This is a genomic window from Paraburkholderia sp. 32 (assembly GCF_050435345.1).
Taxonomy (GTDB): domain Bacteria; phylum Pseudomonadota; class Gammaproteobacteria; order Burkholderiales; family Burkholderiaceae; genus Paraburkholderia; species Paraburkholderia tuberum.
The window spans coordinates 3,100,882-3,122,295 of the sequence record NZ_JBNDKD010000001.1; the positions used below are offsets into that span (position 1 = coordinate 3,100,882).

The following is a 21,414-nucleotide window of genomic DNA, read 5'->3' on the forward strand; positions in this document are numbered from 1 at the left end:
CACCCACCCTCCTTCTGAGGGCAGCGCCGCGGATTGATGCCGCCCGCTCATCGATTCAACTGGCGATAGCGCGTACCACTCCCTTGACGCGCGACAACGGGAGCCCGAGGGTCGACCCACGTCGGCGACGTGGTCCACGGGTGCACCCAGCGCGGGCCCGGAGTCGCCAGTCGCCCCGACGACACTCCGGCCGACTCCTCTGCGAAAGAACCCTGCCATTGGTCCGCAGCCCACCGCCATCCTGTCGTTCGCCTCCCTCGCGGCCTGTCCGTGGCGATGGCGCCGAGGGAGTGGCAAGCCAGCCCGCGGGGTGGCTGATCCGAAGGCCGCCAGCGATTGCGCTGGCCGCGATAACTGGAGTTATCGCGGCGAGGATGTTTTTAACCGCGACAAATGCGGTTTTCTTGCGTCAGGGCTGTGCGTAATCTAATGTGGAAATCCCGCCCTGCGCCCCGTGCGGCGGGTTTCTGCCCGTCGCCCCGGCGCGCTGCCGTGCTGCAGTGCTGGTTTCCGGAGTCCGCCATGGCCCGCCCCGCCGCTGTCACCCCCGAGACGATCCGCACCACCGTGCTCGCGATGCTCGCCGAGGCGGGCGACACCGCCCCCGCGTCCGACGCCCGCTTCCGCCGGATCGTGTCGGTGCGCAAGCTCCGCGCACGGCTGGGCGCCGGCGACCCCGCCACGCTGTCACGGCACCTCAATGCGATCGAGGCGGAACTCGTGCAGGCGGGCCTGACCGGCTTCGCGGTGCCGGACGTGCCGCCCGGGATCGCCGCGCAGATGCGCGCGCTGTGGGAAGCGGCCGTCGCGACCCAGCTGGCCGATGTCGTGCGGCTGCGCCAGGACGCGGCACGCAGCCAGGAAGCGGCCGACATCGCCCGCCACAACGCGGAACTGCGCACGGACATGCTCCGCACCGAACTCACCGATCTTCGCGCCCAGCTCGCCGCGCGTGACGCGGAGCTGCTGGAGCGCCGACTCGAAAGTCGCGCCCTCGAGGAGCGGACGCGCCTGCTGGAATCCGCCAGCACGGAGTTGCAGTCGCAACTGGCCACCGCCAACGGGACGGCCGCGCGGGCGGCGACGACGCACGCGGGCGAACTGGCGGCGGAGCGCGCGCGCTATGACGGCCTGTCGAAACAGCTGCTGCGCGAAACCGCGCAGCAGCGCGAGACGTTTCACACCGAACGGCAGCGCCTGGAGGCCGAGCTCGCCCGGGCGACCGAACGCGTGGGTGCGCTGGAGGCGCTGCGCGACCGGCTGTTCACGGAGGTCGCGGAGCAGCGTAACGCGCAGCAGCAGGCGGCGGCCGAAGCGGCCGCGCTGACGGTGGTAGTCGAGCAGCAACGCCAGATGCTGGCCCTGTTGGGCCACGCGGCCGCGACAGGATCCTCCCCGGCCGCCCGCCGCCGGGTGCGCCCCGCGGCGAAGACCGCTTATGCCGCCCAGGCCGGTCACGCCAGGCCATCCCGACCAAGACCGGCCTCCGCGAGGAACGCGCGATGACCCCGTCTGACTGGCTCGATACCGGCTGCCGGCCGCCGCAGCGTCTGCCCGGCTCCGTGGAGGCTGCGCTGGAATACCTCGCGCAGGCGTTGGGCCACCCGGTCTATCTCCGCTGGACTCTTACGGCCCTCAAACGGGGCTGTCCGTCGCTGGCCGATGCGAAGCGCGAGCACCCCGCCGTGTTCGCGCTGCTGCTCGAACACGATGCCGCGATCGAGTACTGGGAGCGCGGGCGCCTGCGGGTCGTGCCGGAAGCCGCGGCCCCCTCGGCTGCCACCGTGCTCGAACGCGTGCTGCGGCAGCACCGCCGGCGCTTCCGTCCCGCGGCGCCGGATGACGCACACGACGGTGTCTGCGTCGCACGCACTGGGCCTCACAGTGAGGACCTCGCGCCAATGCCGGCCGGGGTCGAGCACGCGTGGCTCGCGCGCACCGGACGTTTTGTGAATCCGGTGCCGCTCACCAACACCCTCGGGGTCGCCGATGACGCGCAGGCAGCGAAGCTGTTCCTGCGCGAGCGCGCCTCGCACTCCCCCCACACGCTACGCGCGTACGTTTCGGAACTGCGGCGCCTCGCCGCCTGGTGCCGGCGCGAGGGGCTTGGTCCCTTCTCGGATCTCACCCGGCAGGACCTGATCGCGTACCGCGACGCGCTGCAGGCGGCGCATGCCGACGTCACGGGTACGGTCCGGCGCGCGGCGCCCGCGACCGTGTCCCGCGCGCTTGCCGCGATCTCGAGCCTGTTCGCGTGGTGGCACCGCGTGGGCTATCTCACGGTCAATCCGGCCGAGGGCCTCGCTGCCGGGCGCCGCGCGCGCATGACCTGGACCCCGGTGCGGTTCCTGCCGGCCGCCGCACTCACGCACTGCGATGCCGTCGCAGCCGGTGACGCGCCACCCGATTTGCCGGCGGTGCTCTGGATGCGGCGCCGCGCGATCTGGACGCTCTACCGCTATGGCGGCGTGCGCCTCGCGGAACTGGCGTGGCATGAGGAGCTCGCGCTGCCGCACGTGGAAGTCGACGACGCCCGGCAGTGGACCCTGCACGTACTGGGCAAGGGCCAGCGGCTGCGCGCGATTCCGCTGCCCAGCACCTGCCTGCCCGCGCTGCGGGCGTACCGGCGCGCCGTCGGACTGCCGGAAGATCCGCCCGCCAATGAACGCCTGCCGCTGATCCACAGTGAGCGCGGCCGCGCGCTGGGCGCGAGCGGCCTCTACGACGAGGTCCGGGCGCTATTCACGCTCGCTGCGAGCCGCGTGCCGGCCGCAGACAGCGCGATGCGCACGGCGCTGGAGCGAGCCTCCACCCACTGGCTGCGGCACGGCTATGCGCGTACGCTGGTGGTCGATCACGGCGTGCCGTTGCCGGTCGCGCAGGCGCTGCTGGGTCACGCGTCGGTGCAGACCACCGCGGCTTACGCCCGAACGGGCCAGGCCGAGGCGCGCGCGTTTGTCGAGGAGAGTTTTCGGCACGATGATTAACCCAGCGCGGAAAAAACGGAAATACGTTGATTTCCACTTCGACCGACGCTCATTGCTGATTGATTTCCCTACTTCCGCTCTTGACCGTTCCTCGGCCATTGCGGAGGTTCGTCGTTCGGGCGCCGTGCGGCGGCTGAAGGTTACTTTGCTGCCGCTGGCAATCAAGGGCCAACGAAGGTCGGCTGCGACAGTATCCGAGTGAGTCGTACCGAACGATGCTGTTGAAAACGTCGCTGCGCGGCGTTTCCCATCTGCCACCGAAAAAATCGACCTCTCAGATCGGCCTACGAACCGCTCGAGAACATCGGTCAAGGGTAAGAGACCCTTGCAACCTCGCGAGAAAGACGGTCAGCGACTTTTCCAACATCATCGACCTGAAGCTGACAGTCGAAGTACTTGGAGCCATGTCGTTATACAGAAGTGTCGGCATTGCCGTCATCGCGCAATAAGCGAATGGTTTCCGCGGCGATATGAACTTTCGTGAGTCCCTTCCAGATCGTCTCCGCGCCGGGTTCACCATCGCCCTTGCGAGCGAGGAAACCGCCGAGACGTGCGACCAGGCGCAACACCTCGTTGAGCTTGGGTTGCATTGCGCTACGGGTCTTCGTGAGCAGGTAGGCGGCCCGAATTTCATCGGGATCGAAGAACAGATGGGCGTCCAGATCGGGGCAAGTTCGGCCCATCCGCATCAGATAGGTCACGCGCCAAGCCACCACCAGAAACAGCGCCAGCGCACGCTCGAGTCGTTCAATCGTGCCCAGTTGCAGCTCTTCGACCTGACAGCCGTTCTTCAGAACGTTGAACAGGATCTCGATTTCCCATCTCGCCCGATACCACTCGATCAATTCGATCGCTTCATCCAGCGCGCTCGCCGCTCGGTTAGTGAGCAAGCGCCATTCGACCGGCTTGACTCCGGCAGGCGCGTCAAACTCGCGCGCGACCAGGCACGTTGCAGCGATGCTTTTGCCCTTGCTCGCGGGCAACTGCACGTGTTGCAGCCACAGGCGCTGGCGCACCGTGCGCGCTTTCACGCCTTGGCGCGCGGCCATCGTGAAGGCGATTTCGCCCACCGCTTCGCCGCGCGTGGCGCGCTCCCACAGTTTGTCGCCCTCTGGCAGGCAGCGGTTATGCGAGGCACGTACCAGCCAGTCGGCCGGGTTGCCCAGCGCATCGGCGCGTTCCATCAACGCCATCAGATCCGCTTCGCGGTCGGCCACATACACCAGGCGGGTCGAGGGCATATCCGGCGCCATCTCGGCGATGCGCTCGTAGCCTTCGATCCAACGCAAACTTTCCTTGGGGCCGCCACGTTGGCCCGAATCGTCTTCTCCTCGCGGGCCCACATCCAGGCGTCCAGGATGCCCAACGGCTCGCGCTGCGGCGTGACGGCATAAGTCGGATGCAGATACATACCTCGCTGCGCTTCGTAGCTCAGTGGCCCCAGTCCGATCGCCTCTTGACCGTTCAGATCAAGCTCGGTGGTGTCTTGCAGGCACAGCACGACGCGATGCGTTTGCATCCGTTTTTGCGTCTGCTGCCAGTGCGGCTCCAGAATCGCATGCCACTGAACCTTCTCGTTGTCGAAGAAACGGTACGCTGCGATCGTTTCGCCCCAGCCATGACATGCCTGCGGCACACTGGCCGTCGGGTCGGCCGCCATTCTTTCCATCAAAAGCCTCGCTCGCTTGTTCAGGCGCGCGTCGCCCAGGTCCAGTTGCTCGAATTCCGTTTGCGTCCAGGCTGTCGATTCGGTGACCAAGGCGTCCGCTCAAAAGCGGAGAGTAAACGGCAAACGCCGACAGTTTACAAGCGCGGCTCTATGTCATTGAAAGTAAGCGAGCTTTCTCGCTGTCGTCGAACGTCAGCAACGTTGTGTATAACGACATGACTTGGAGCCTAACGGTTCTTGTCGGTCGAGGAGCTGACGGCGCGAGTAAGCGTCGACAAGCTTGTCGGCCTTCCCGGTCGTTCGCCGTCGACGACCCTTTTTCGAAGAGGTTTTAAAATTCCCAACGCGCTGAGACCGCGACGGCGGTTCGGCGCGCGTCAAGCAAGTTGTCGCCTCACTCATGCAGCCAGAGGCTGTTTATTTGCGCTGATCGACGCCATCTCGACGACTGAGTCGCGTTCGGGGTTAAGCGTCACGGCACCAACCGGTGTCCAGTTGCGCGTGTGGCGCGACCAGCGGGCCGGATTGCGCTCGCGGGCCCTCTCGTACAGTGCATGCCGAGCGGCGAGAAGCGCACGATCGTCACCGGCGTGACGCTGCGCAGGCGTCACGTAGCGGATGCCACTATGACGATGCTCGAAGTTGTACCACTGCACGAAGCCGGCAGCCCAGGTGCGAGCAGCGTTCAGGTCCTCGAAGCCTGTGACCGGAAACTCCGGCCGGTACTTCGCGGTTCGGAACAGCGCCTCGGCATAGGCGTTGTCGTCGCTGACCCGGGGGCGCGAGTACGACGGCTTGATGCCCAGCCAGTGCAGCATCGCCAGCACGGTAGTGGCCTTCAGCGTCGCCCCGTTATCGCCGTGCAGCACCGGCCGGGCCTCAAGGGCGGCAATGCCTTCGGAGAGCGCCGTACGACGTACGAGATGAGCAGCGTGTTCGGCCGCGTCGCTGTCGTGCACCTCCCAGCCGACAATCTTGCGGCTGTACAGGTCCAGAATCAGGTACAGGTGGAACCATCGCCCTGTGACCGTTGCCGGCAAATAGGTCATGTCCCAGCACCACACCTGGCGCGGCGCGGTTGCAACGTGCGTGGTCGGCGGCCGGCCGCTCGAAGGAGTTCTGGCACGGCCACGGCGCCTCATCTGCCCATGCTCGCGCAGCACGCGTGCAAAGGTCGATTCGCTGGCGATATACACGCCTTCGTCAGCCAGCATCGGCACGATGCGCGCCGGTGGCATGTCGGCAAAGCGCGGCTCGCTGGCTACGCGCAGCACGTTTTCCCGCTCCTGCGGGCTCAAGGTGTGCGCGGGCAGCAGGCGCATCGCGCCGGGCCTGGCGTCGCCAGTGACGAGCCCTTGATTGGCCCTCCAGCGCTGCAGGGTACGCACGTCGATTCCGGCCACCTCGCAGGCCAGGCGCAACCGTGCGCCAGCCAGTCTTGCCGAATCGATTTCCCGGGCCAGGAACTGGCGATCTTCGAGGCCGATCATTCGTCCTCGCCCTTGTCCGTGTTGAAGATCGCCCCGAGTTTTTTTGAAAGAACCAGCAATGCGGCTGCCTCGGCCAGTGCTTTCTCCTTGCGCCGCAGTTCGCGTTCCAGTTCCTTGATGCGACGCTGGTCCTGCTTCGTCTGCTGTGGACTCGCACGGGCCTCTTCGGGCTCGGCCAGCGCCTGCGTGGCCGCTTGCCGCCACTGCGCCAGTTCCTGCGGATACACGCCATGCTCGCGGCACCACGCATTGCGGGCCGTCTCGTCCATCGCTGCCGTGCTCAACACCGCTTCGAAACGCGCGGCCGCTGTCCATGCCCGCTCGCGAGCGGGCCTGGACAGCGCATCACTGCGCCAGCGCTCCAGCGTCTGCGCGCCCACACCGATCTCTCGCGCAACCTCTTCCACTGATGCGCTCTCCGGCGGCAGCAACCGCGCCACTGCTCTGTCCTTGAATGTCTTTCCGTAACGCGCCAACTTGTTCTCTCTTTATCGCCCCCAGATTCCAATTTTATCCAGGCGACAACCATTGTGACGCGGGGGGGTGCCCCTATGTGATTCGTCAAGCATTAGGGGCGGATTTAGGTTGATATAGGGTGCCGTCCCGCAGCATGGCGAACAGCACGTCACAGCGTCGTCGGGCCAGAGCGATGAGCGCCTGATTGTGGCGCTTACCCTGCTGGACCTTGCGCGAGTAATAGTCTCTTGAGATTGGATCGCGCAGAGCTGCGAAGGCGGAGAGGAAGAGCGCTCTCTTGAGCACCTTGTTGCCCCGCCGGGATGGATGTTCGCCCCGTATCGACGAGCCCGAGCGCCGGGTGACCGGGGCGAGGCCGGCGTAGGCAGCCAGATGCGCGGCTGAGGCGAACGCCTTGTGAGCGACTTCAGTGAGGAGTCTGGCGGCAGTCCTGACGCCGACTCCCGGCATGCTGGTCAGGACCGGCCAAAGAGGGTGTGCTTGCACCAGACGCTCGACTTCGCTGGCAACCTCATCGCGCTGCTTGCGCAAGGACGCGAGTTGCTGTGCAAGACGCGGCATGACGATGGTTGCTGCCTGAGTACCGGGCACGATCACAGCCTGTTCGCGGAGCGCCTGAACGATCTCGGCCGCGAGGCTCTTGCCCATGCGAGGCGCGAGTTTGGTGAGGCGGTTGGCAAGCGTTTTCTCGCTGGTCGCGGCAAGTTCTGCGGGCGATGGATACCGCTCAAGCAGATCGAGCACGGCCGGATGGTCGAGGCGCGGCCCCAGAACGCGTTCCAGCGCTGGATGGATCTGGGTGAGCAAACCTCGAATGCGGTTGCTGGTCTGCGTGATCTGTGCCGCGAGATCGTCGTCGAAGCCGCACAGCATGGTGAGTTCGGCGAGCGGTTCGTCAACCAGTCGAAGTGAGCGCAGCGCATGTGGCATCGAGCGCGCGGCTTCAGCAATGATGGCGGCATCGCGAGCATCGGTCTTGGCTTCCCCTGCGTGCAGGTCAGCGATGCGGCGCATAGCCAGACCCGGTAGATACGCGACCAGGACTCCTTCATCACGGGCGACTGCCAGGGGCAATGCACCGACGGTGGCGGGCTGATCGACGACGAACAGGAGCTGGCCGTGCGTCTTGAGTTCGGTGATGACGGCGCGCAGCTTGGCCTCATCGTTGGGCAGTGCCTTGTTGTACAGGCGCTTTCCGGTCCGATCGAGGGCGACGGCGTGATGGTGGCCTTTGCCGACATCGACGCCGACGAATACATCGACAGAGCTATGTTGTTGGTTTTCTTGCATCGAAGGCTTTGCAGGTTGAACGGTTTGGCCTGCAACATCGGTGGCAAGTCTCGGCATCCACGTTACGGACGGCCTCAAGATATCCTGGCCGAGCCCCTATTAGCGATCACCAGCCACCCACCAGGCCCGGTGACAACACCCCCCGGATCATGACTGCGACTGGGGGCGAGAATCATGCCGGGCCTAGCTGGCCAAATCCTCGATTGTCGAGGAGTGAAGATAGTAACGGGGGTCCCAATCACCGCTTTTTCTGTCGAGTCGTTTTTATGCCAAGATAATTTCTCTCATATACATCAAGGAGCGTGTTGATTTGATGATCGACTACATCGTGCTTATCGGGGCTCCGCAGCTTCTGCAACAATTTACAAATATATTTGGCAGGCAACTTCATAAGCACCACCCCGTGAGATTGATGCATTTCCTTGATCCAGTCTAAATCCTTGCCGCTGTGCAAATTCTCGTCGGCATCTCGTGTAATCATGAATCCAAGCGTTCCATACGTTCCCGTCAAATATGATTGAAGCTGGCGATATTCGGCTGCTCCCGGTTCAGCATAGTTCTTCACCTCAAAGATCACTTGACGTACTTTGTAGTCGGTTCTTACTCGGCGCCAAAACTCAGATTCTTCTCGATTCCGGCCAACAATGTCCCGTCTTTGAACTGCAGCGCCATTAGGATGCGATTGAATATTAGTGAGATGCGCCGCGAAAGCGATTCGCAGCGCATCCAGGCACCAATGCTCAAAATCGCTTTGTCCTTCCTGTCCGAGTGGGATTCTGTCTAGCTGAGTAATCGTCTGGCCAATTCTTGTGTTCCGTATTTCCGGCGTGATTGATTGAACTTTAATGTCGTACTCATCAGTTATCTCCTCTGCCTCTTCTGGTTTCAACGCATTTCTACTTAAATTTAATCCTAGCCAATAGCATGGATGAATTAGAAGTCGCGATTTATCGCCAAACGCAACATCGGGAGTTCGTCCATCGTGACAAAAGGTGAATGCGCCAGTCGTAGACTCGTGCATACCGAGGAACCCAACGCTATATAACCCCTGAAGGATTCCGCTCGGCTCAAGAAGCCTAACGTCCCTGACTACAGCTTGGGATTCATTTTCGCCGAGCTTTTCTATGACATTCGATAGGAGCGCAGCTGCGGTATGGACGTCGAATTCCGGCTCGCCGTCAGCGAATGCATTCGACATTGCCTGTATTGACGGAAAAACCTTTTGATACTCCTTCCACAAATCTTCCAGACGAGCGACTGAAATAGATCTAGCCGCAAACTCTAAGTCCGAAAATATCGCGGTCGACCGGTTATCGCGAGAGGCACAGTAGAAAGCCTCATTTAATAATGAAAGAAGGTCACGGGGGCGGTACAACGTGAACTGCAGACATTGTCTGAATCCATCGCGGCCTTGCAAATCGCCCGCGGTGCAACGATCCCAAATCCGTTGGTCCTTCTCTTGATCGAGCTTGAAACAAACGCGCATTCTGGATGCGGCAAGCAACAACAATTGAGCCCAATCCCAATGCAAACGGATTTCCTGACCCTCAACATTGCGAGAATAATCCGGGTCTTCTTTGGCGACCGCGCGATAGATGTTATCGCGCAGAAAAATAATTGGCCGAATCTTTTCAGCACGCTTATTTAATTCGATTGAAGCGTACACCAACCCCGTTATAATACCAATTCCGATGTCATCCGGTTCATAGCCTTCATCCAATCGGTCCATTAATATTATAAATCGCCTATCAGAAAGGGCTGTAAGCGAAAGAACTTTACCTTCGATGTGACTTAAATCGAGATTTGTCGGCAAGTCTCCAACTGCCTCTTCGGGCGACTCACTTGACAAAAAAGTCTTGGCGATGTGCCTACACTTGGTAAGAAGACTTCCTTTTACGCCGCTCCAACGCTGCAAGTGTTCGTGAAGAATATCATCATCTTCGACCAAGTGAGACAGCTTGTAATTGCCGCGTATATAAGCGGCGATCTCCATAAGCATGGCGTATCGCCAAAGCAATCTAGTAGATGCGCGCGCCAAATTAAACGAATTCGAAAATGGCTTTAGGAGTGACCGAAATCCAATCACTTCGGTATCTTCGGGTGAGAAACAAAGGATAACGATTTTCTTGTCGTTTTCCCAATATTTCTGCAATTGGAGATAAAGTGCGCTTTTTCCGGTGCCTCGCCTTCCAACGACAACAGTACGTTCGTCGGTCTCGATCAGGGTGCGAAAATCGGCAGTAGGCACAAATGCTTCACTGAGCATTTTTTTATCATTCTCGGCCGTTGTATCGCCGAGTGCATTAGATCTGAGATTTGTCATCAGTAACGGCTCGTCGCATCGTCTATCGGACATATTCTGTGCACAGATTCTACATGCATCGCGTCCAACCCCGAACTTGAAAGTTGCCCGCACTCTATTACGGCTCACTCGTGCAACGGAATGTATTGTTCGAAGATGGGAAGAATCCGCAGTCTATGGTTAAGAACAGGACCTGTGTCAACGCGGTCCATTTGAAGGGGTAGATCAAATCGGCCGTCGCGATGACGCGATCTGCGATCCTAGGACCGTCACTTCATTGCGATAGGGCGCGACAAATTGCGGGGGAATCAGCCGCACCTCATGCCCGAGCGCGTGTAGCTTGCGTGCCCAGTAATGCGCCGCACCGCATGCATCCATGGCGATCAGACACGGTTCCAGATTGGCAAACCAGCTCACAAATCGCTCCCGCGGAATCGCTTTACGTACTACGACGCATTCGGCGCTGTCGACCGCGTGAATCTGCATCACGTTCTTCGCCAGATCCACGCCAACACGAGTAATCCTGTCCATGACTTCCCCCTTCCCGGAAGGTTGTAGCACGAGCCATGATGGCACCAGACGGTGTCGATCCTGCAATCGGGGAGGTCCTTACCAATTCGTTGAAGACTCCAACGTCCGCACTGTAGAACGTTCACTGAACTGATGCTCTCGGCCAGTTGCCGCCATTCGGGCCCTCTGAATCGTGCGGGCTTGAACGGCGGCTACGCATCGGTTACCGGACGGTCCTAGTCGCGCATACTGATCCGGGTTATGGGCTGTTTCACGCTAGCCGAATCCACGAGCGCCTTGATCGCGATAGTTTCTAAGCGCTTGCGTCAGGCTGCCGCCTAGGTTCGGCAGCGGCGAACGCTCCATGCTGCATTGCGTGATCCGCGATGCGCTGGATCGTCGGATAGGCGTCGAGCGGAATCGAAAAGCGGCGCGCGTTCCACACTTGCGGGACGAGGCAGATGTCAGCGAGCGTGGGCGTATCGCCGAAAACGTAGCGTCCTGTGCGCGCGTCCGATGCCAGCTTCGCCTCGAGGGAGGCGAAGCCGAGATCGATCCAGTGGCGGTACCACGCGTCCTTCTGCGCCTCTGACGCGCCGAGCTCGCCGCGCAAATACTTGAGCACGCGCAAATTGGCGATCGGATGAATCTCGCACGCAATCTGCAACGCGACCGAGCGCACGAACGCGCGATCCAGCGCCGATGCAGGCAGCAGCGCGGGCGTCGGGAAGCACTCTTCGATGTATTCGATGATCGCAAGCGACTGCATCAGCACGCTGCCGTCATCGCATGTGAGCGACGGCACCAGACCGTCCGGATTGATCGCGCGGTACGACGCCTGCAACTGCTCGCCGCCATCGCGCACGAGATGCACTGGCGCCTGATCGTACGGAATGCCCTTGAGATTCAGCACAATCCGCACGCGAAACGACGCGGAGCTTCGAAAGTAACCGTGCAGCGTGAACGCGCTCATACGGTTTCTCTCGCCGGAAGGATCGTTCCCGCGCACGTGCCAAAGCCGAGGCGATAACCGTCCCCCTGGCACCATCCGCGCAACGTCAGTTCGTCGCCGTCCTGGATGAAGGTGCGCGTCTGGCCCGACGCAAGCTGCAACGGACGCTGTCCGTTCCACGCCGATTCCAGCAGCGAGCCGCAGGAGTCCGGCGTGGGGCCGCTGATCGTGCCCGAGCCCATCAGATCGCCCACGCGCACGTTGCATCCGCCGCTCGTGTGATGCGCGAGTTGCTGCGCCATCGTCCAGTACATGTGACGGAAGTTGGTGCGCGAGATGGTCTGTGCCTCGTCGTCGCTCGCCGCGCGCAAATCGACTTCCAGCGCGATGTCGAACGCATGCTCGCCCGCATGACGCAGATATGACAACGGCTGCGGCGTCTGCTCCGGCTGCTGGACGCGAAACGGTTCGAGTGCATCGAGCGTGACGATCCACGGCGAGATCGTCGTGGCGAAGCCCTTCGCATTGAACGGCCCGAGCGGCACGTATTCCCATTGCTGAATGTCACGCGCGCTCCAGTCGTTGAGCAGCACCATGCCGAAGATATGCGCTTCGGCCTCTTCGCACGCGATCGCATCGCCGAGCTCGCTCCCCGCGCCGATGATGAAGCCCATCTCCAGTTCGATGTCGAGCTTGCGGCACGCGCCGAAGACCGGCCGTTCGGCATCGGGCAGCTTGATTTGCCCGTTCGGCCGCCGCACCGGCGTGCCGCTCACGATCACCGACGACGCTCGCCCGTTATAGCCGATGGGAATCTCCAGCCAGTTCGGCAGAAGCGCATTCCTCGGATCGCGGAACATGGAACCGACATTGGTCGCGTGCTCCCGCGACGAGTAGAAGTCGGTATAGCCGGGAATCTCGACGGGCAGATGCAAGCGCGCATCCTTCTGAGCGACGAACGCTCGCTCGCGCAGCGCCGCGTTGTCGCGCAACTCGGCATTTGCGGCACTGAGCAGGGTCGACAGACGCACGCGCAACCCACGCCATTGCGCCCTGCCCGTCGCGATGAATGCGTTGAGCGAAGACTGCACGAACAGCGCGGCGTCCTGTTCGATCAAGCCTTCACGCGCGAGCACGCTCAGATCGAGCACCGCATCGCCGATCGCGACGGCCACGCGCGGCGTCGTGTTCGACGCATCGCTGAAGACGCCGAACGGCAGGTTCTGAATCGGGAAATCGCTGTCGGCCGCGTTTGCCGACTCGACCCAGCTTTTGAGCTTCGGGTGGTTGGTCTGGTGCCAATCCATGATTACTGTTCCTTCGCGAAGTTGTTCTTCAGTCCCTGCCAGCACTCGGAATACTCCGACTGCAATTGCGAGGTTTTCAGCGCGTACTCGGTCGGACGGATGACGAGCGGCGTTTCGAACATGAACGCCATCGTGTCGGTGACCTTGTGCGGTTTGCTCGTATCGCTGTCGGAAGCCTTGCGAAACGTGTCGGCGTCGGGACCGTGTCCGGACATGCAGTTGTGCAGGCTGGCGCCGCCGGGCACGAAGCCTTCTTCTTTCGCGTCGTAGGCGCCGTGAATCAGGCCCATGAATTCGCTCGCGACATTGCGATCGAACCACGGCGGACGGAACGTGTTCTCCCCCACGAGCCAGCGCGGCGGGAAGATCACGAAGTCGAGCGCGTGCACGCCTTCGGTGTCGCTCGGCGATTGCAGCACCAGAAAGATCGACGGATCGGGATGATCGAAGCTGATCGAGCCGATGGCGTTGAAGCGCCGCAGGTCGTACTTGTACGGCGCATAGTTGCCGTGCCACGCGACGACATCGAGCGGCGAATGGTCGATGTCCGCGCGCCAGAGATGGCCGCCGAACTTCGCGACGAGTTCAAAGTCGCCCTCGCGATCCTCGAAAGCGGCGACAGGCGTCAGAAAATCGCGCGGATTGGCAAGGCCGTTCGCCCCAATGGGCCCCAGGTCCGGCAATTCGAGCAACGCGCCGAAGTTCTCGCAGACATACCCGCGCCCACGGCCGTCCGGCAGCGCGACCGTGAAGCGCACGCCGCGCGGAATCACCGCGATTTCCTGCGGTTCCACATCGAGCACGCCGAGTTCGGTCGCGAGCGTGAGGCGTCCTTCCTGCGGCACGATCAGCAACTCGCCATCGGCCGAATAGAAGAAGCGGTTCTGCATCGAGCGCGTCGCTGCGTACAGATGGATCGCGCAGCCAGACATCGACGAAGCCGAGCCGTTGCCGGCCATCGTGATCAGCGAATCGACGAAATCGACCGGCGCATCCGGAAACGGCAGCGGATTCCAGCGCAACTGGTCGGGCGGCGTTTTGGGCACGGTCGAGAAGTCGCCAACGAGGCGATCGTTTTCGATCGCATTGAACGGACGATGCACCGCCGCCGGCCGGATGCGATAGAGCCACGAGCGTCGATTGTGGGCGCGCGGCGCCGTGAACGCCGTGCCGGACAACTGCTCGGCATATAGACCTTTCGCCACACGCTGCGGTGAATTGCGTCCGACGGGCAGCACCTCCGCTATCGCCTCCGTGGCGAACTCGTTAGCAAAGCCGGACTGATACTTAAGGCCCTCGGCATGAGTCAGTTCAAAATCGCTTCTCGGCATGTCGTTCCGGTTTCCGTTTGTTAGCACCGCGGAGGATCTGCGTCAGGTGACCAACAGTCGACCCTCAGCTTGAGTAAGCGAGAGAAGGACTCTTGCAACGGCCGCCTGACCAAATCCGTCGCAACACGTCACATAGGTCAGCGCCTCAACGTTTGTCAGCACCTGAGAGCCGATTGAGTGATGGATGTGTTGGCGTTTTCTGGTCTTCGCCAAACGATGCTCGCAATCGCTCAAAGCTGACGATCCGTCCGGCTACAGCGCTTGCCGCAACGGTCGAAGGGCTAGCTAGCCACACCTTCCCAGGGCCGGAACGGCCGGGGAAATTGCGATTGATGGCGCTGACCGTCACCTGGTCGGGCCGTTCTGAAACCCCGGGACCTGCGTTGACGCATGCACCGCAACCCGGTTCGATGAGTTCGACTCCCGCACGCACGAAAACCTCCAGCATCCCTGCGCGCACGCAGTAGTCGCGCACGTCCTGACTGCCGAACTGCAGAAAGAAGCGAGTCGACTCGGCCACCTTCAGGCCGTGGCTCAAAGCCCACTCCAACACTTCGTAGCAGCGCTGCAAATCCTCGCGTTTGCCGCCCGTGCAGGAGCCGCCATAAGCGATGTCCACCCGTACCGAGTCTTGAAGCTCCGACAAGGCGATACCTTGACCAGGGTCACCCGGGCGCGCGAGCATGGGCTCCAGTTGCGAGCAGTCGACGTCGATTGAATGCGCCACTACAGCATCGTCGTCGCTGCGCATCCACGGCTCAATTTCGAAATCGATGCCTCTGCGTTCGCGCAGGAAGCGCTGCGTTTCCTCGTCCGGAGCGATGATGCCGCTGAAGCCACCAATTTCTGCGACCATGTTCGTCAGCGTCGCCCGCTCGTCGGTCGATAACGATGTGAGGGCTTCTCCACGGTATTCGAATATCTGTCCGATCGCATTGCCCTCACGAACATAGGGCAAGCGGAGCAGGTGCAGCATGATATCTTTTCCCTCCACTCCAGTGGGCAATCTTCCATTGAGGTTTATCCGGCACGTCTCGGGTACTTTCACACGTACGTCGCCAGTGAGCCACGCGTTGGCCATTTCCGTGGCGCCGATCCCGAACGCGAGTGCGCCCAGTGCGCCGCAATGAGGGGTATGAGAATCCGTGCCGACGGCGAGCTGCGCCGGTTTCACGTACCGCTCGGCCATGATTGAGTGACTGATTCCTTCCGAGCCTTCCCGGTCGATCAATAGCCCATGATGGCGCAGTCCGTATTGTTCACAGAACCGCTGCTGAACCTGCCCCATTGCTTGCGCCACGTCGAGCAGCCCAAGCGCACGACGCTCGGCTGGCATGCTGCGGTGGATGAAGGTCAAATGGTCGGAAAAGCACACTATGCTGTCGGGGTCATGCAGTCCGATTTGGTCGCCGCACTCCCGGCGCAGGAAGCTGATAGACATCGGAGAAACGTACTCGTGCGCGTAGCGCCAGTCGGTCTTCGCGAAAAGACTCTGACCAGGCGTGACGCCCAAGCAGCCGCCCGCTCGACTGATGATTTTTTCGGCGTAGGTCATGGGCCGTGACCCGAGAGGTTGTGCTGAAGGCCGCCATCCAGTCCGTCTGGCCTCCGTCAGGCGAAAAAGTCCGCCCCTGCGAATCAGCTCGACCGTGAGCGCATCTTCTCCACGGGTGAATTCCTCCACCGGAATGTCCTCGCCTCGACGGATCCGCGCAATCAGGCCAAAGTCCGTCGAAGTGAAAATGCCCAGGTTATGGCAGTTCTGCCGGTAGATTCGCTCGAAGCTCTCGGCGATCACCAGGCGAATACCTGCGCACCACTCGGCGAACGGACTGGCCTCGCGCGACGATCCTTTTCCATAGCGGCGGCCCGCCACGGTGACCGCGAAGCCGCCCGCCTTCACGCTGCCTTGTTTGACTGGACGCGTGCCCATGCAGTCGAGGCCAAGGTAAGGATACTCGCCCAGTTTCTCGTCGTAGTAGTAGCAGATGTAGGCGGGGGTGATTTCATCGGTGGAGATGTCCGTGCGCAGGAACCCTGCATCTTCAAGTGTGACGTCTTCACCGAGCAACTGCCGCTCGATCACGCTTGCGCTCTGCGACAGAAACAACACGCGACCATCGAAGCGCACGGTCTTCGACGGATCAGACCGCCGGGAAGGTGATTGGGACATGTCTGTCTCCGATATTGAAACTGCGGCTAACGCGCGGCAGGAGATTGGAACTGGAACGGTTGCGGAACTTACTGATTCAATTCCTCAAGTCGAACACCATTGGTCCTGGGTCCGAAAACGCCAATCGCTATAGCAACCACCAGCATGCAACCGGTGATGCCGGCGAACACGCCCACGACGCCGAAATTCCGAAGCAGGTATGCAATGAAGAACCCCGAAAACATCGCACCGATGCGGCTGATCGAAAAAACGAAGCCGCTTGCACGGCAACGCACCGCTGTTGGGAAGAGTTCCGCCTGGTATGCGTGGAAGGCGACGGAAATCGTCTGCCCGGCCAGACTGATCAGGACGCCCAGCACGATCAGTGGCGCGACTTCCTTCATTTGTCCAAAGGCCAACCCGCAAGCGGCCACTGCGAGCGCACCGCCGACGATCAGCCATTTGCGCTGGATCTTGTCGGCGTATAGCATCGCGAGCATCGGACCCGCTGGCATCGCAAAGGCGATAATGAACGAATACAGCAAGCTCTTTGTCACGGTGATGCCCTGCCCAATCAGGAGCGTCGGGACCCAGTTCACGAACCCGTAATAGCCGATTGCCTGACAGAAGTTGAACACGATCAGCATGATGAGGCGCGAACGGTACGGCGGCTGCAGCAGTTCCGAGAACGACGCGCGGCGATGCGCCGGCTGCTCAATCACCGCGAGCGGCGGCGGCAGCGGTTCGCCGCTTTGACGCGCGACGATCTTTTCCATCTTCGCCACGATCCGCTCGCCCTTCTCGACGTGGCCGTGAGACGCGAGCCAGCGCGGGCTTTCCGGCACCGCGCGGCGGATGAACCACACGAGCACCGCGCCCACCGATCCGGCGAGCACCACAATTCGCCATCCGTCGATGCCAAACAACGTCGTCGGCACGAGCCAGTACGAGAGGATCGCGGCGACCGGGGCAGCGGCGAACATCACCATCTGGTTGAACGCCATCGCACGGCCGCGCATGTGCTGCGGCACGAGTTCGGTAACGTAGCTGTCGATCGTGATGATCTCGATGCCCACGCCGATGCCCGTGATGAATCTCCACAGCATCACGCCTTCGGGCGTCGTCTGGAAGGCCATGATCGCCGAGCCGACCGAATACCACAGCAGCGAAAACGTGAAGACCGTGCGGCGCCCGTAGCGGTCCGGCATCCAGCCGAAACCGAAGGTGCCGACGAACAGGCCGGCGAACGTCGCCGCGATGAACGCCGCGATTCCGTTGAAACCGAAGAACGAATGCGTGGTGGTCTGCAGGAGACCGCTTTTGGCCATGCCCGGCGCGATATAGCCGGTGAAGATCAGGTCGTAGACTTCAAAGAACCCGCCGAGCGAGATGAGGAACACGAGCATCCAGAGATGCCGCGTGATCGGCAATCGGTCCATGCGCGCGGAGATTTCCGCGCCCGGATTGATACCGACGTGAACGTTCGGCGCGACGAGCGGGGGGTTGCCCGCGGTGACGGTCTGCTGCATGTCTTTGTCTCCTGTTCTTTGCATCGGCGGCGCTTCTTGTGATTGAACGCCTGCCGGCATGAAAGTGATGATCCGCGTATCGAAAGCTATTGCTGCCCGACGACACCCCGTCGAACCTGATCGCGTTCGATCGACTGGAAGAGCGCCTTGAAGTTGCCTTCGCCGAAGCCGTCATCGCCCTTTCGCTGAATGAATTCGAAGAACACGGGGCCGAGCAGCGTATCGGAGAAGATCTGCAGCAAGAGTCGGGGGGTACCGCCGCTCGTGTTGCCGTCGAGCAGAATGCCGCGGGTGCGCAACTCGGAGACCGGCTGCCCGTGACCCGGCAAACGCTCTTCGAGCATCTCGTAGTACGTCTCGCTCGGCGCGGTCATTAGCGGGACGCCAGCCATCGCGAGCTTGTCGATGGTGGCGAGCAGATCGTCTGAGAGCAAGGCCACATGCTGGATGCCTTCGCCGTTGAACTTCATCAGAAACTCTTCGATCTGTCCCGCACCCTTCGACGATTCCTCGTTCAGCGGAATGCGAATCTTGCCGTCCGGCGCGGTCATCGCTTTCGAGGTGAGGCCGGTGTACTCGCCCGAGATGTCGAAATACCGAATCTCGCGGAAATTGAACAGCTTCTCGTAGTAGCCGGCCCAGAACGCCATGCGTCCGCGATAGACGTTATGCGTCAGGTGATCGATGAGCTTCAGTCCGTAGCCCTCCGGTCGCCGGTCCACGCCTTCGACGAATCTGAAGTCGATGTCGTAGATCGACTCGCCGTCTTCGAAGCGGTCGATTAGATAGAGCGGTGCGCCGCCGATGCCTTTGATCGCGGGCAGGCGTAATTCCATCGGGCCGGTAAGCATGTCGAGCGGCTGCGCGCCGAGTTCGAGGGCGCGTGCGTAGGCAGCGTGTGCATCCTTCACGCGAAACGCGAGGCCGCACGCCGACGGTCCGTGCTCCGCCGCGAAGTAAGCGGCCGGGCTTTTCGGCTCGCGATTCAAGATGAAGTTGATGCCGCCCTGCCGGTACAGCACGACGTCCTTCGATCGGTGATGCGCGACGAGCGTGAAGCCGAGTTTCTCGAATACCGGTTCGAGCGTATCGGGCGTGGGCGATGCGAATTCGACGAATTCGAATCCCATCAGGCCCATCGGGTTGTCGAAGAGATCTGCCATTTGATTTGCTCCGTGATTCGATGCGCTGTTGGCGGAATTCATGCGACCACCCGACTCTTCAGGCGCGCCAGCACTTCGTGCGTATGCTCGCCGACTCGCGCCAGCGCCTGGCGCACGCCGGGACGCCGGCCGCCCATCGTCAGCGGCAGGAGCACGACTTCGGTCATGCTGCCGTCGTCGGTTTCCATCGGCACGAGGCCGCCGCTCGCCTTCAGATGCGGATCGTCGAGAAGTTGCTCGGGCCGCACGATCGGCGCGTACGGAATGCCGGCCGCTTCGAGCTTCGGCGAAAGTTCTTCGATGCGATGGTCCTTCAGGATCGCGCTCAGCACTTCGAGCAGCTCGGAGCGGATCGCGACGCGCAGTGCATTCGTCTCGAAGCGGGGCTCGGCCGGCAGGTCCGGGCGATTCAGCACGTCGCACAGCATGACGAACTGCTTGTCGCTGACCGCGCCGATGAAAAGCTGTTCGCCGTCGGCGAGCGTGAAGACGTCGTAGACGCTCCACGCCGACACGCGCGAGGGCATCGGCGGCGGCGCTTCGCGCGTCATCGCGTATTGCTGCATGTGCTGGCCCGAGAGGAACACGCAGTTTTCGAAGAGCGCGCTTTGCACTTCCTGACCGCGTCCGGTCTGCTCGCGTTCGCGCAGCGCGGCGAGCACGCCGATCGCGCCGAACATGCCGCCCATGATGTCGTTGACCGACGTTCCCGCGCGCAGCGGCCGACCGACCGGACCCGTCATGTATGAGAGGCCACCCATCATCTGCACGACCTCGTCGAGCGCGAGACGCTTCTCGTACGGTCCCGGCAGAAAGCCCTTGTGCGACACGTAGATCAAACCGGGATAGCGCTTCGAGAGCGTGTCGTAATCGAGGCCGAGTTTCGTCATCAGGCCCGGGCGAAAGTTTTCGAGCATCGCATCGCAGGTGCCGATCAGTTCGATCGCGGCTTCCTTCCCCTCGGGCGTGTTGATGTCGAGCACGACGCTCTTCTTGTTGCGGTTGAACGAGCGGAAGAAGCCGATGCCGAGTCCCGGCAGCTTGCGGGTCTTGTCGCCGCCGGGCGGTTCGATCTTGATCACTTCGGCGCCGAGATCGGCGAGGATCATGCCGCACGTCGGCCCCATGACCATGTGCGTGAATTCGATGACGCGCACGCCGTCGAGGGGAAGTCTTGCGGGGGTATTCATGATGTTGACCTCAGGCGTCGAGCGCGGCCGGAGCAGCGAAGGTTTTGGGGAGACCCGCGAGCCACAGCGCGCCGTGCAGCGATTCGCCTTCGAGCCAGCCCGAGACTTTCGCGCGCAACCTCAGCAACGCGGGAATGTCGATACCGGTTTCGATACCCATGTCGGCGAGCATGAACGCAAGGTCTTCGCTCGACGCGTTGCCGCTCGCGCCCGGCGCATGCGGACAGCCGCCGATGCCCGCGAGCGTTGCGTCGAAACGCGCGACGCCGGTTTCGAGCGCCGCGTAGACGTTGGTAAGCGCGAGGCCACGCGTGTCGTGGAAATGGCCGCACCAGAAGCGTTCGTCGGCGATCTTGCGCGCCTTCTCGAACAACTCGCGCACGGCGGCGGGGCCGGCGTAGCCGACCGTATCGGCGATGCTGACGCGATCGGCGCCCGCATCGAGCAGCGCCTGCATGCAGCGCAGCACTTCGCTCTGCTCGACGCGGCCCTGGATGGTGCAGCCGAACGCCGTACCGATGCCGCCCTCGATCAGCGTTTTGGAGCCGGACGCGTCCCGCGCCGCACGGATGCGCGCCACTTCGGCGACGACTTCATCGGGCGTCTTGCGCAGGTTCGCGAGGCTGTGTTCGTGGCTCGCGGAAAGCGGCACGAGCAACACATCGGCGTGGGTTTCGATCGCGCGCTCGGCACCTCTCAGATTCGGCACGAGCACCGAGACGACGAGGCCCGGCAGCGTTTTCGCGTGGAAGACGAGTTCCGCGGTGTCGGCGAGTTGCGGCAAAAGCCGAGCGGGAACGTACGAGCCGACTTCTATTTCGCGCTGACCGGCGGCGTACGCGTCATCGATCCATTCGATCTTTCGTTCGGTCGGAAGAATGCTCCGGATGCTTTGCAGGCCGTCGCGCAAACCGACCTCCCGGATGGCGACGTTCGCGGGAAACGGGGGCATGGTGCTGTCTCCATTTATCTTTGCCGATCGTAAGGGCGTCGGCGTTGTGATAACTTTAGACCTTCCTGTTAATCCTTAAAGCGATATTTTGGAAGCACCAGGCTTCCCGCTTG

At 62.0% G+C, this 21,414-nt stretch carries 13 protein-coding genes and 2 pseudogenes; 2 read left to right on the forward strand and 13 right to left on the reverse strand.

Going from position 1 to position 21,414, the window contains the following annotated elements; all coding sequences use genetic code 11:
• Positions 1 to 522: 522 nt before the first annotated feature.
• Positions 523 to 1,506, forward strand: coding sequence for a DNA-binding protein (locus OKW26_RS14325; RefSeq protein WP_429354014.1), 984 nt, complete (start codon positions 523 to 525; stop codon positions 1,504 to 1,506).
• Positions 1,503 to 2,987, forward strand: coding sequence for a tyrosine-type recombinase/integrase (locus tag OKW26_RS14330; protein ID WP_429354015.1), 1,485 nt, complete (start codon positions 1,503 to 1,505; stop codon positions 2,985 to 2,987). The genes OKW26_RS14325 and OKW26_RS14330 overlap by 4 nt, the downstream gene beginning before the upstream one ends.
• Before the next feature lie 410 nt (positions 2,988 to 3,397).
• Here OKW26_RS14330 and OKW26_RS14335 read toward each other — a convergent pair.
• The 13 genes and pseudogenes from OKW26_RS14335 to OKW26_RS14395 all read right to left on the reverse strand — a co-directional run bounded on the left by OKW26_RS14335 (position 3,398) and on the right by OKW26_RS14395 (position 21,301).
• A pseudogene (locus OKW26_RS14335) lies at positions 3,398 to 4,746 on the reverse strand (IS4 family transposase).
• A gap of 308 nt (positions 4,747 to 5,054) precedes the next feature.
• Positions 5,055 to 6,622 (reverse strand): IS3 family transposase gene (locus tag OKW26_RS14340; protein WP_429353101.1). Its coding sequence is split into 2 segments (ribosomal slippage): positions 5,055 to 6,184 and positions 6,184 to 6,622, totalling 1,569 coding nucleotides; the frame shifts between segments, so codons are not numbered across the junction.
• Positions 6,623 to 6,707: 85 nt separating this feature from the next.
• The gene (locus OKW26_RS14345; RefSeq protein WP_429353388.1) at positions 6,708 to 7,913 is read right to left on the reverse strand and encodes an IS110 family transposase; all 1,206 of its coding nucleotides are present in this window, start codon (positions 7,911 to 7,913) and stop codon (positions 6,708 to 6,710) included.
• Between the two features lie 238 nt (positions 7,914 to 8,151).
• Positions 8,152 to 10,236, reverse strand: coding sequence for a P-loop ATPase, Sll1717 family (locus OKW26_RS14350; protein ID WP_429354016.1), 2,085 nt, complete (start codon positions 10,234 to 10,236; stop codon positions 8,152 to 8,154).
• Between the two features lie 261 nt (positions 10,237 to 10,497).
• Positions 10,498 to 10,746, reverse strand: a pseudogene (locus OKW26_RS14355) (IS110 family transposase); the annotation flags it as partial.
• Positions 10,747 to 11,038: 292 nt separating this feature from the next.
• A complete protein-coding gene (maiA, locus tag OKW26_RS14360; RefSeq protein WP_429354017.1) occupies positions 11,039 to 11,698 on the reverse strand; it encodes a maleylacetoacetate isomerase in 660 nt (219 codons plus the stop codon).
• On the reverse strand, positions 11,695 to 12,984 hold the full coding sequence (gene fahA, locus OKW26_RS14365; RefSeq protein WP_429354018.1) for a fumarylacetoacetase: 1,290 nt from the start codon (positions 12,982 to 12,984) through the stop codon (positions 11,695 to 11,697). Before fahA ends, maiA begins: the two co-directional genes overlap by 4 nt.
• Before the next feature lie 2 nt (positions 12,985 to 12,986).
• Complete coding sequence (hmgA, locus tag OKW26_RS14370; RefSeq protein WP_429354019.1) at positions 12,987 to 14,315, reverse strand: homogentisate 1,2-dioxygenase; 1,329 nt, start codon at positions 14,313 to 14,315, stop codon at positions 12,987 to 12,989.
• Between the two features lie 145 nt (positions 14,316 to 14,460).
• Positions 14,461 to 16,488: an aconitase family protein gene (locus OKW26_RS14375; protein ID WP_429354020.1), complete on the reverse strand. Its 2,028-nt coding sequence runs from the start codon at positions 16,486 to 16,488 to the stop codon at positions 14,461 to 14,463.
• A 68-nt stretch (positions 16,489 to 16,556) separates the two neighbouring features.
• Complete coding sequence (locus OKW26_RS14380; protein ID WP_429354021.1) at positions 16,557 to 17,996, reverse strand: MFS transporter; 1,440 nt, start codon at positions 17,994 to 17,996, stop codon at positions 16,557 to 16,559.
• A gap of 86 nt (positions 17,997 to 18,082) precedes the next feature.
• Complete coding sequence (gene hppD, locus OKW26_RS14385; protein ID WP_429354022.1) at positions 18,083 to 19,159, reverse strand: 4-hydroxyphenylpyruvate dioxygenase; 1,077 nt, start codon at positions 19,157 to 19,159, stop codon at positions 18,083 to 18,085.
• 38 nt (positions 19,160 to 19,197) lie between these two features.
• Complete coding sequence (locus OKW26_RS14390; protein ID WP_429354023.1) at positions 19,198 to 20,349, reverse strand: CaiB/BaiF CoA transferase family protein; 1,152 nt, start codon at positions 20,347 to 20,349, stop codon at positions 19,198 to 19,200.
• A gap of 10 nt (positions 20,350 to 20,359) precedes the next feature.
• Positions 20,360 to 21,301 (reverse strand): hydroxymethylglutaryl-CoA lyase, encoded by a 942-nt coding sequence (locus OKW26_RS14395; RefSeq protein WP_429354024.1) that lies wholly within the window; start codon positions 21,299 to 21,301, stop codon positions 20,360 to 20,362.
• Between the last annotated feature and the right edge of the window lie 113 nt (positions 21,302 to 21,414).

Excerpts from the sequence above, each read along its gene's own strand:
- OKW26_RS14330 (WP_429354015.1), top strand. The coding sequence starts at position 1,503 with ATGACCCCGTCTGACTGGCTCGATACCGGCTGCCGGCCGCCGCAGCGT.
- OKW26_RS14345 (WP_429353388.1), bottom strand. The coding sequence starts at position 7,913 with ATGCAAGAAAACCAACAACATAGCTCTGTCGATGTATTCGTCGGCGTC.
- OKW26_RS14325 (WP_429354014.1), top strand. The coding sequence starts at position 523 with ATGGCCCGCCCCGCCGCTGTCACCCCCGAGACGATCCGCACCACCGTG.
- OKW26_RS14395 (WP_429354024.1), bottom strand. The coding sequence starts at position 21,301 with ATGCCCCCGTTTCCCGCGAACGTCGCCATCCGGGAGGTCGGTTTGCGC.
- hppD (WP_429354022.1), bottom strand. The coding sequence starts at position 19,159 with ATGGCAGATCTCTTCGACAACCCGATGGGCCTGATGGGATTCGAATTC.
- maiA (WP_429354017.1), bottom strand. The coding sequence starts at position 11,698 with ATGAGCGCGTTCACGCTGCACGGTTACTTTCGAAGCTCCGCGTCGTTT.
- OKW26_RS14375 (WP_429354020.1), bottom strand. The coding sequence starts at position 16,488 with ATGTCCCAATCACCTTCCCGGCGGTCTGATCCGTCGAAGACCGTGCGC.
- OKW26_RS14390 (WP_429354023.1), bottom strand. The coding sequence starts at position 20,349 with ATGAATACCCCCGCAAGACTTCCCCTCGACGGCGTGCGCGTCATCGAA.
- hmgA (WP_429354019.1), bottom strand. The coding sequence starts at position 14,315 with ATGCCGAGAAGCGATTTTGAACTGACTCATGCCGAGGGCCTTAAGTAT.
- OKW26_RS14350 (WP_429354016.1), bottom strand. The coding sequence starts at position 10,236 with ATGACAAATCTCAGATCTAATGCACTCGGCGATACAACGGCCGAGAAT.
- fahA (WP_429354018.1), bottom strand. The coding sequence starts at position 12,984 with ATGGATTGGCACCAGACCAACCACCCGAAGCTCAAAAGCTGGGTCGAG.
- OKW26_RS14380 (WP_429354021.1), bottom strand. The coding sequence starts at position 17,996 with ATGCAGCAGACCGTCACCGCGGGCAACCCCCCGCTCGTCGCGCCGAAC.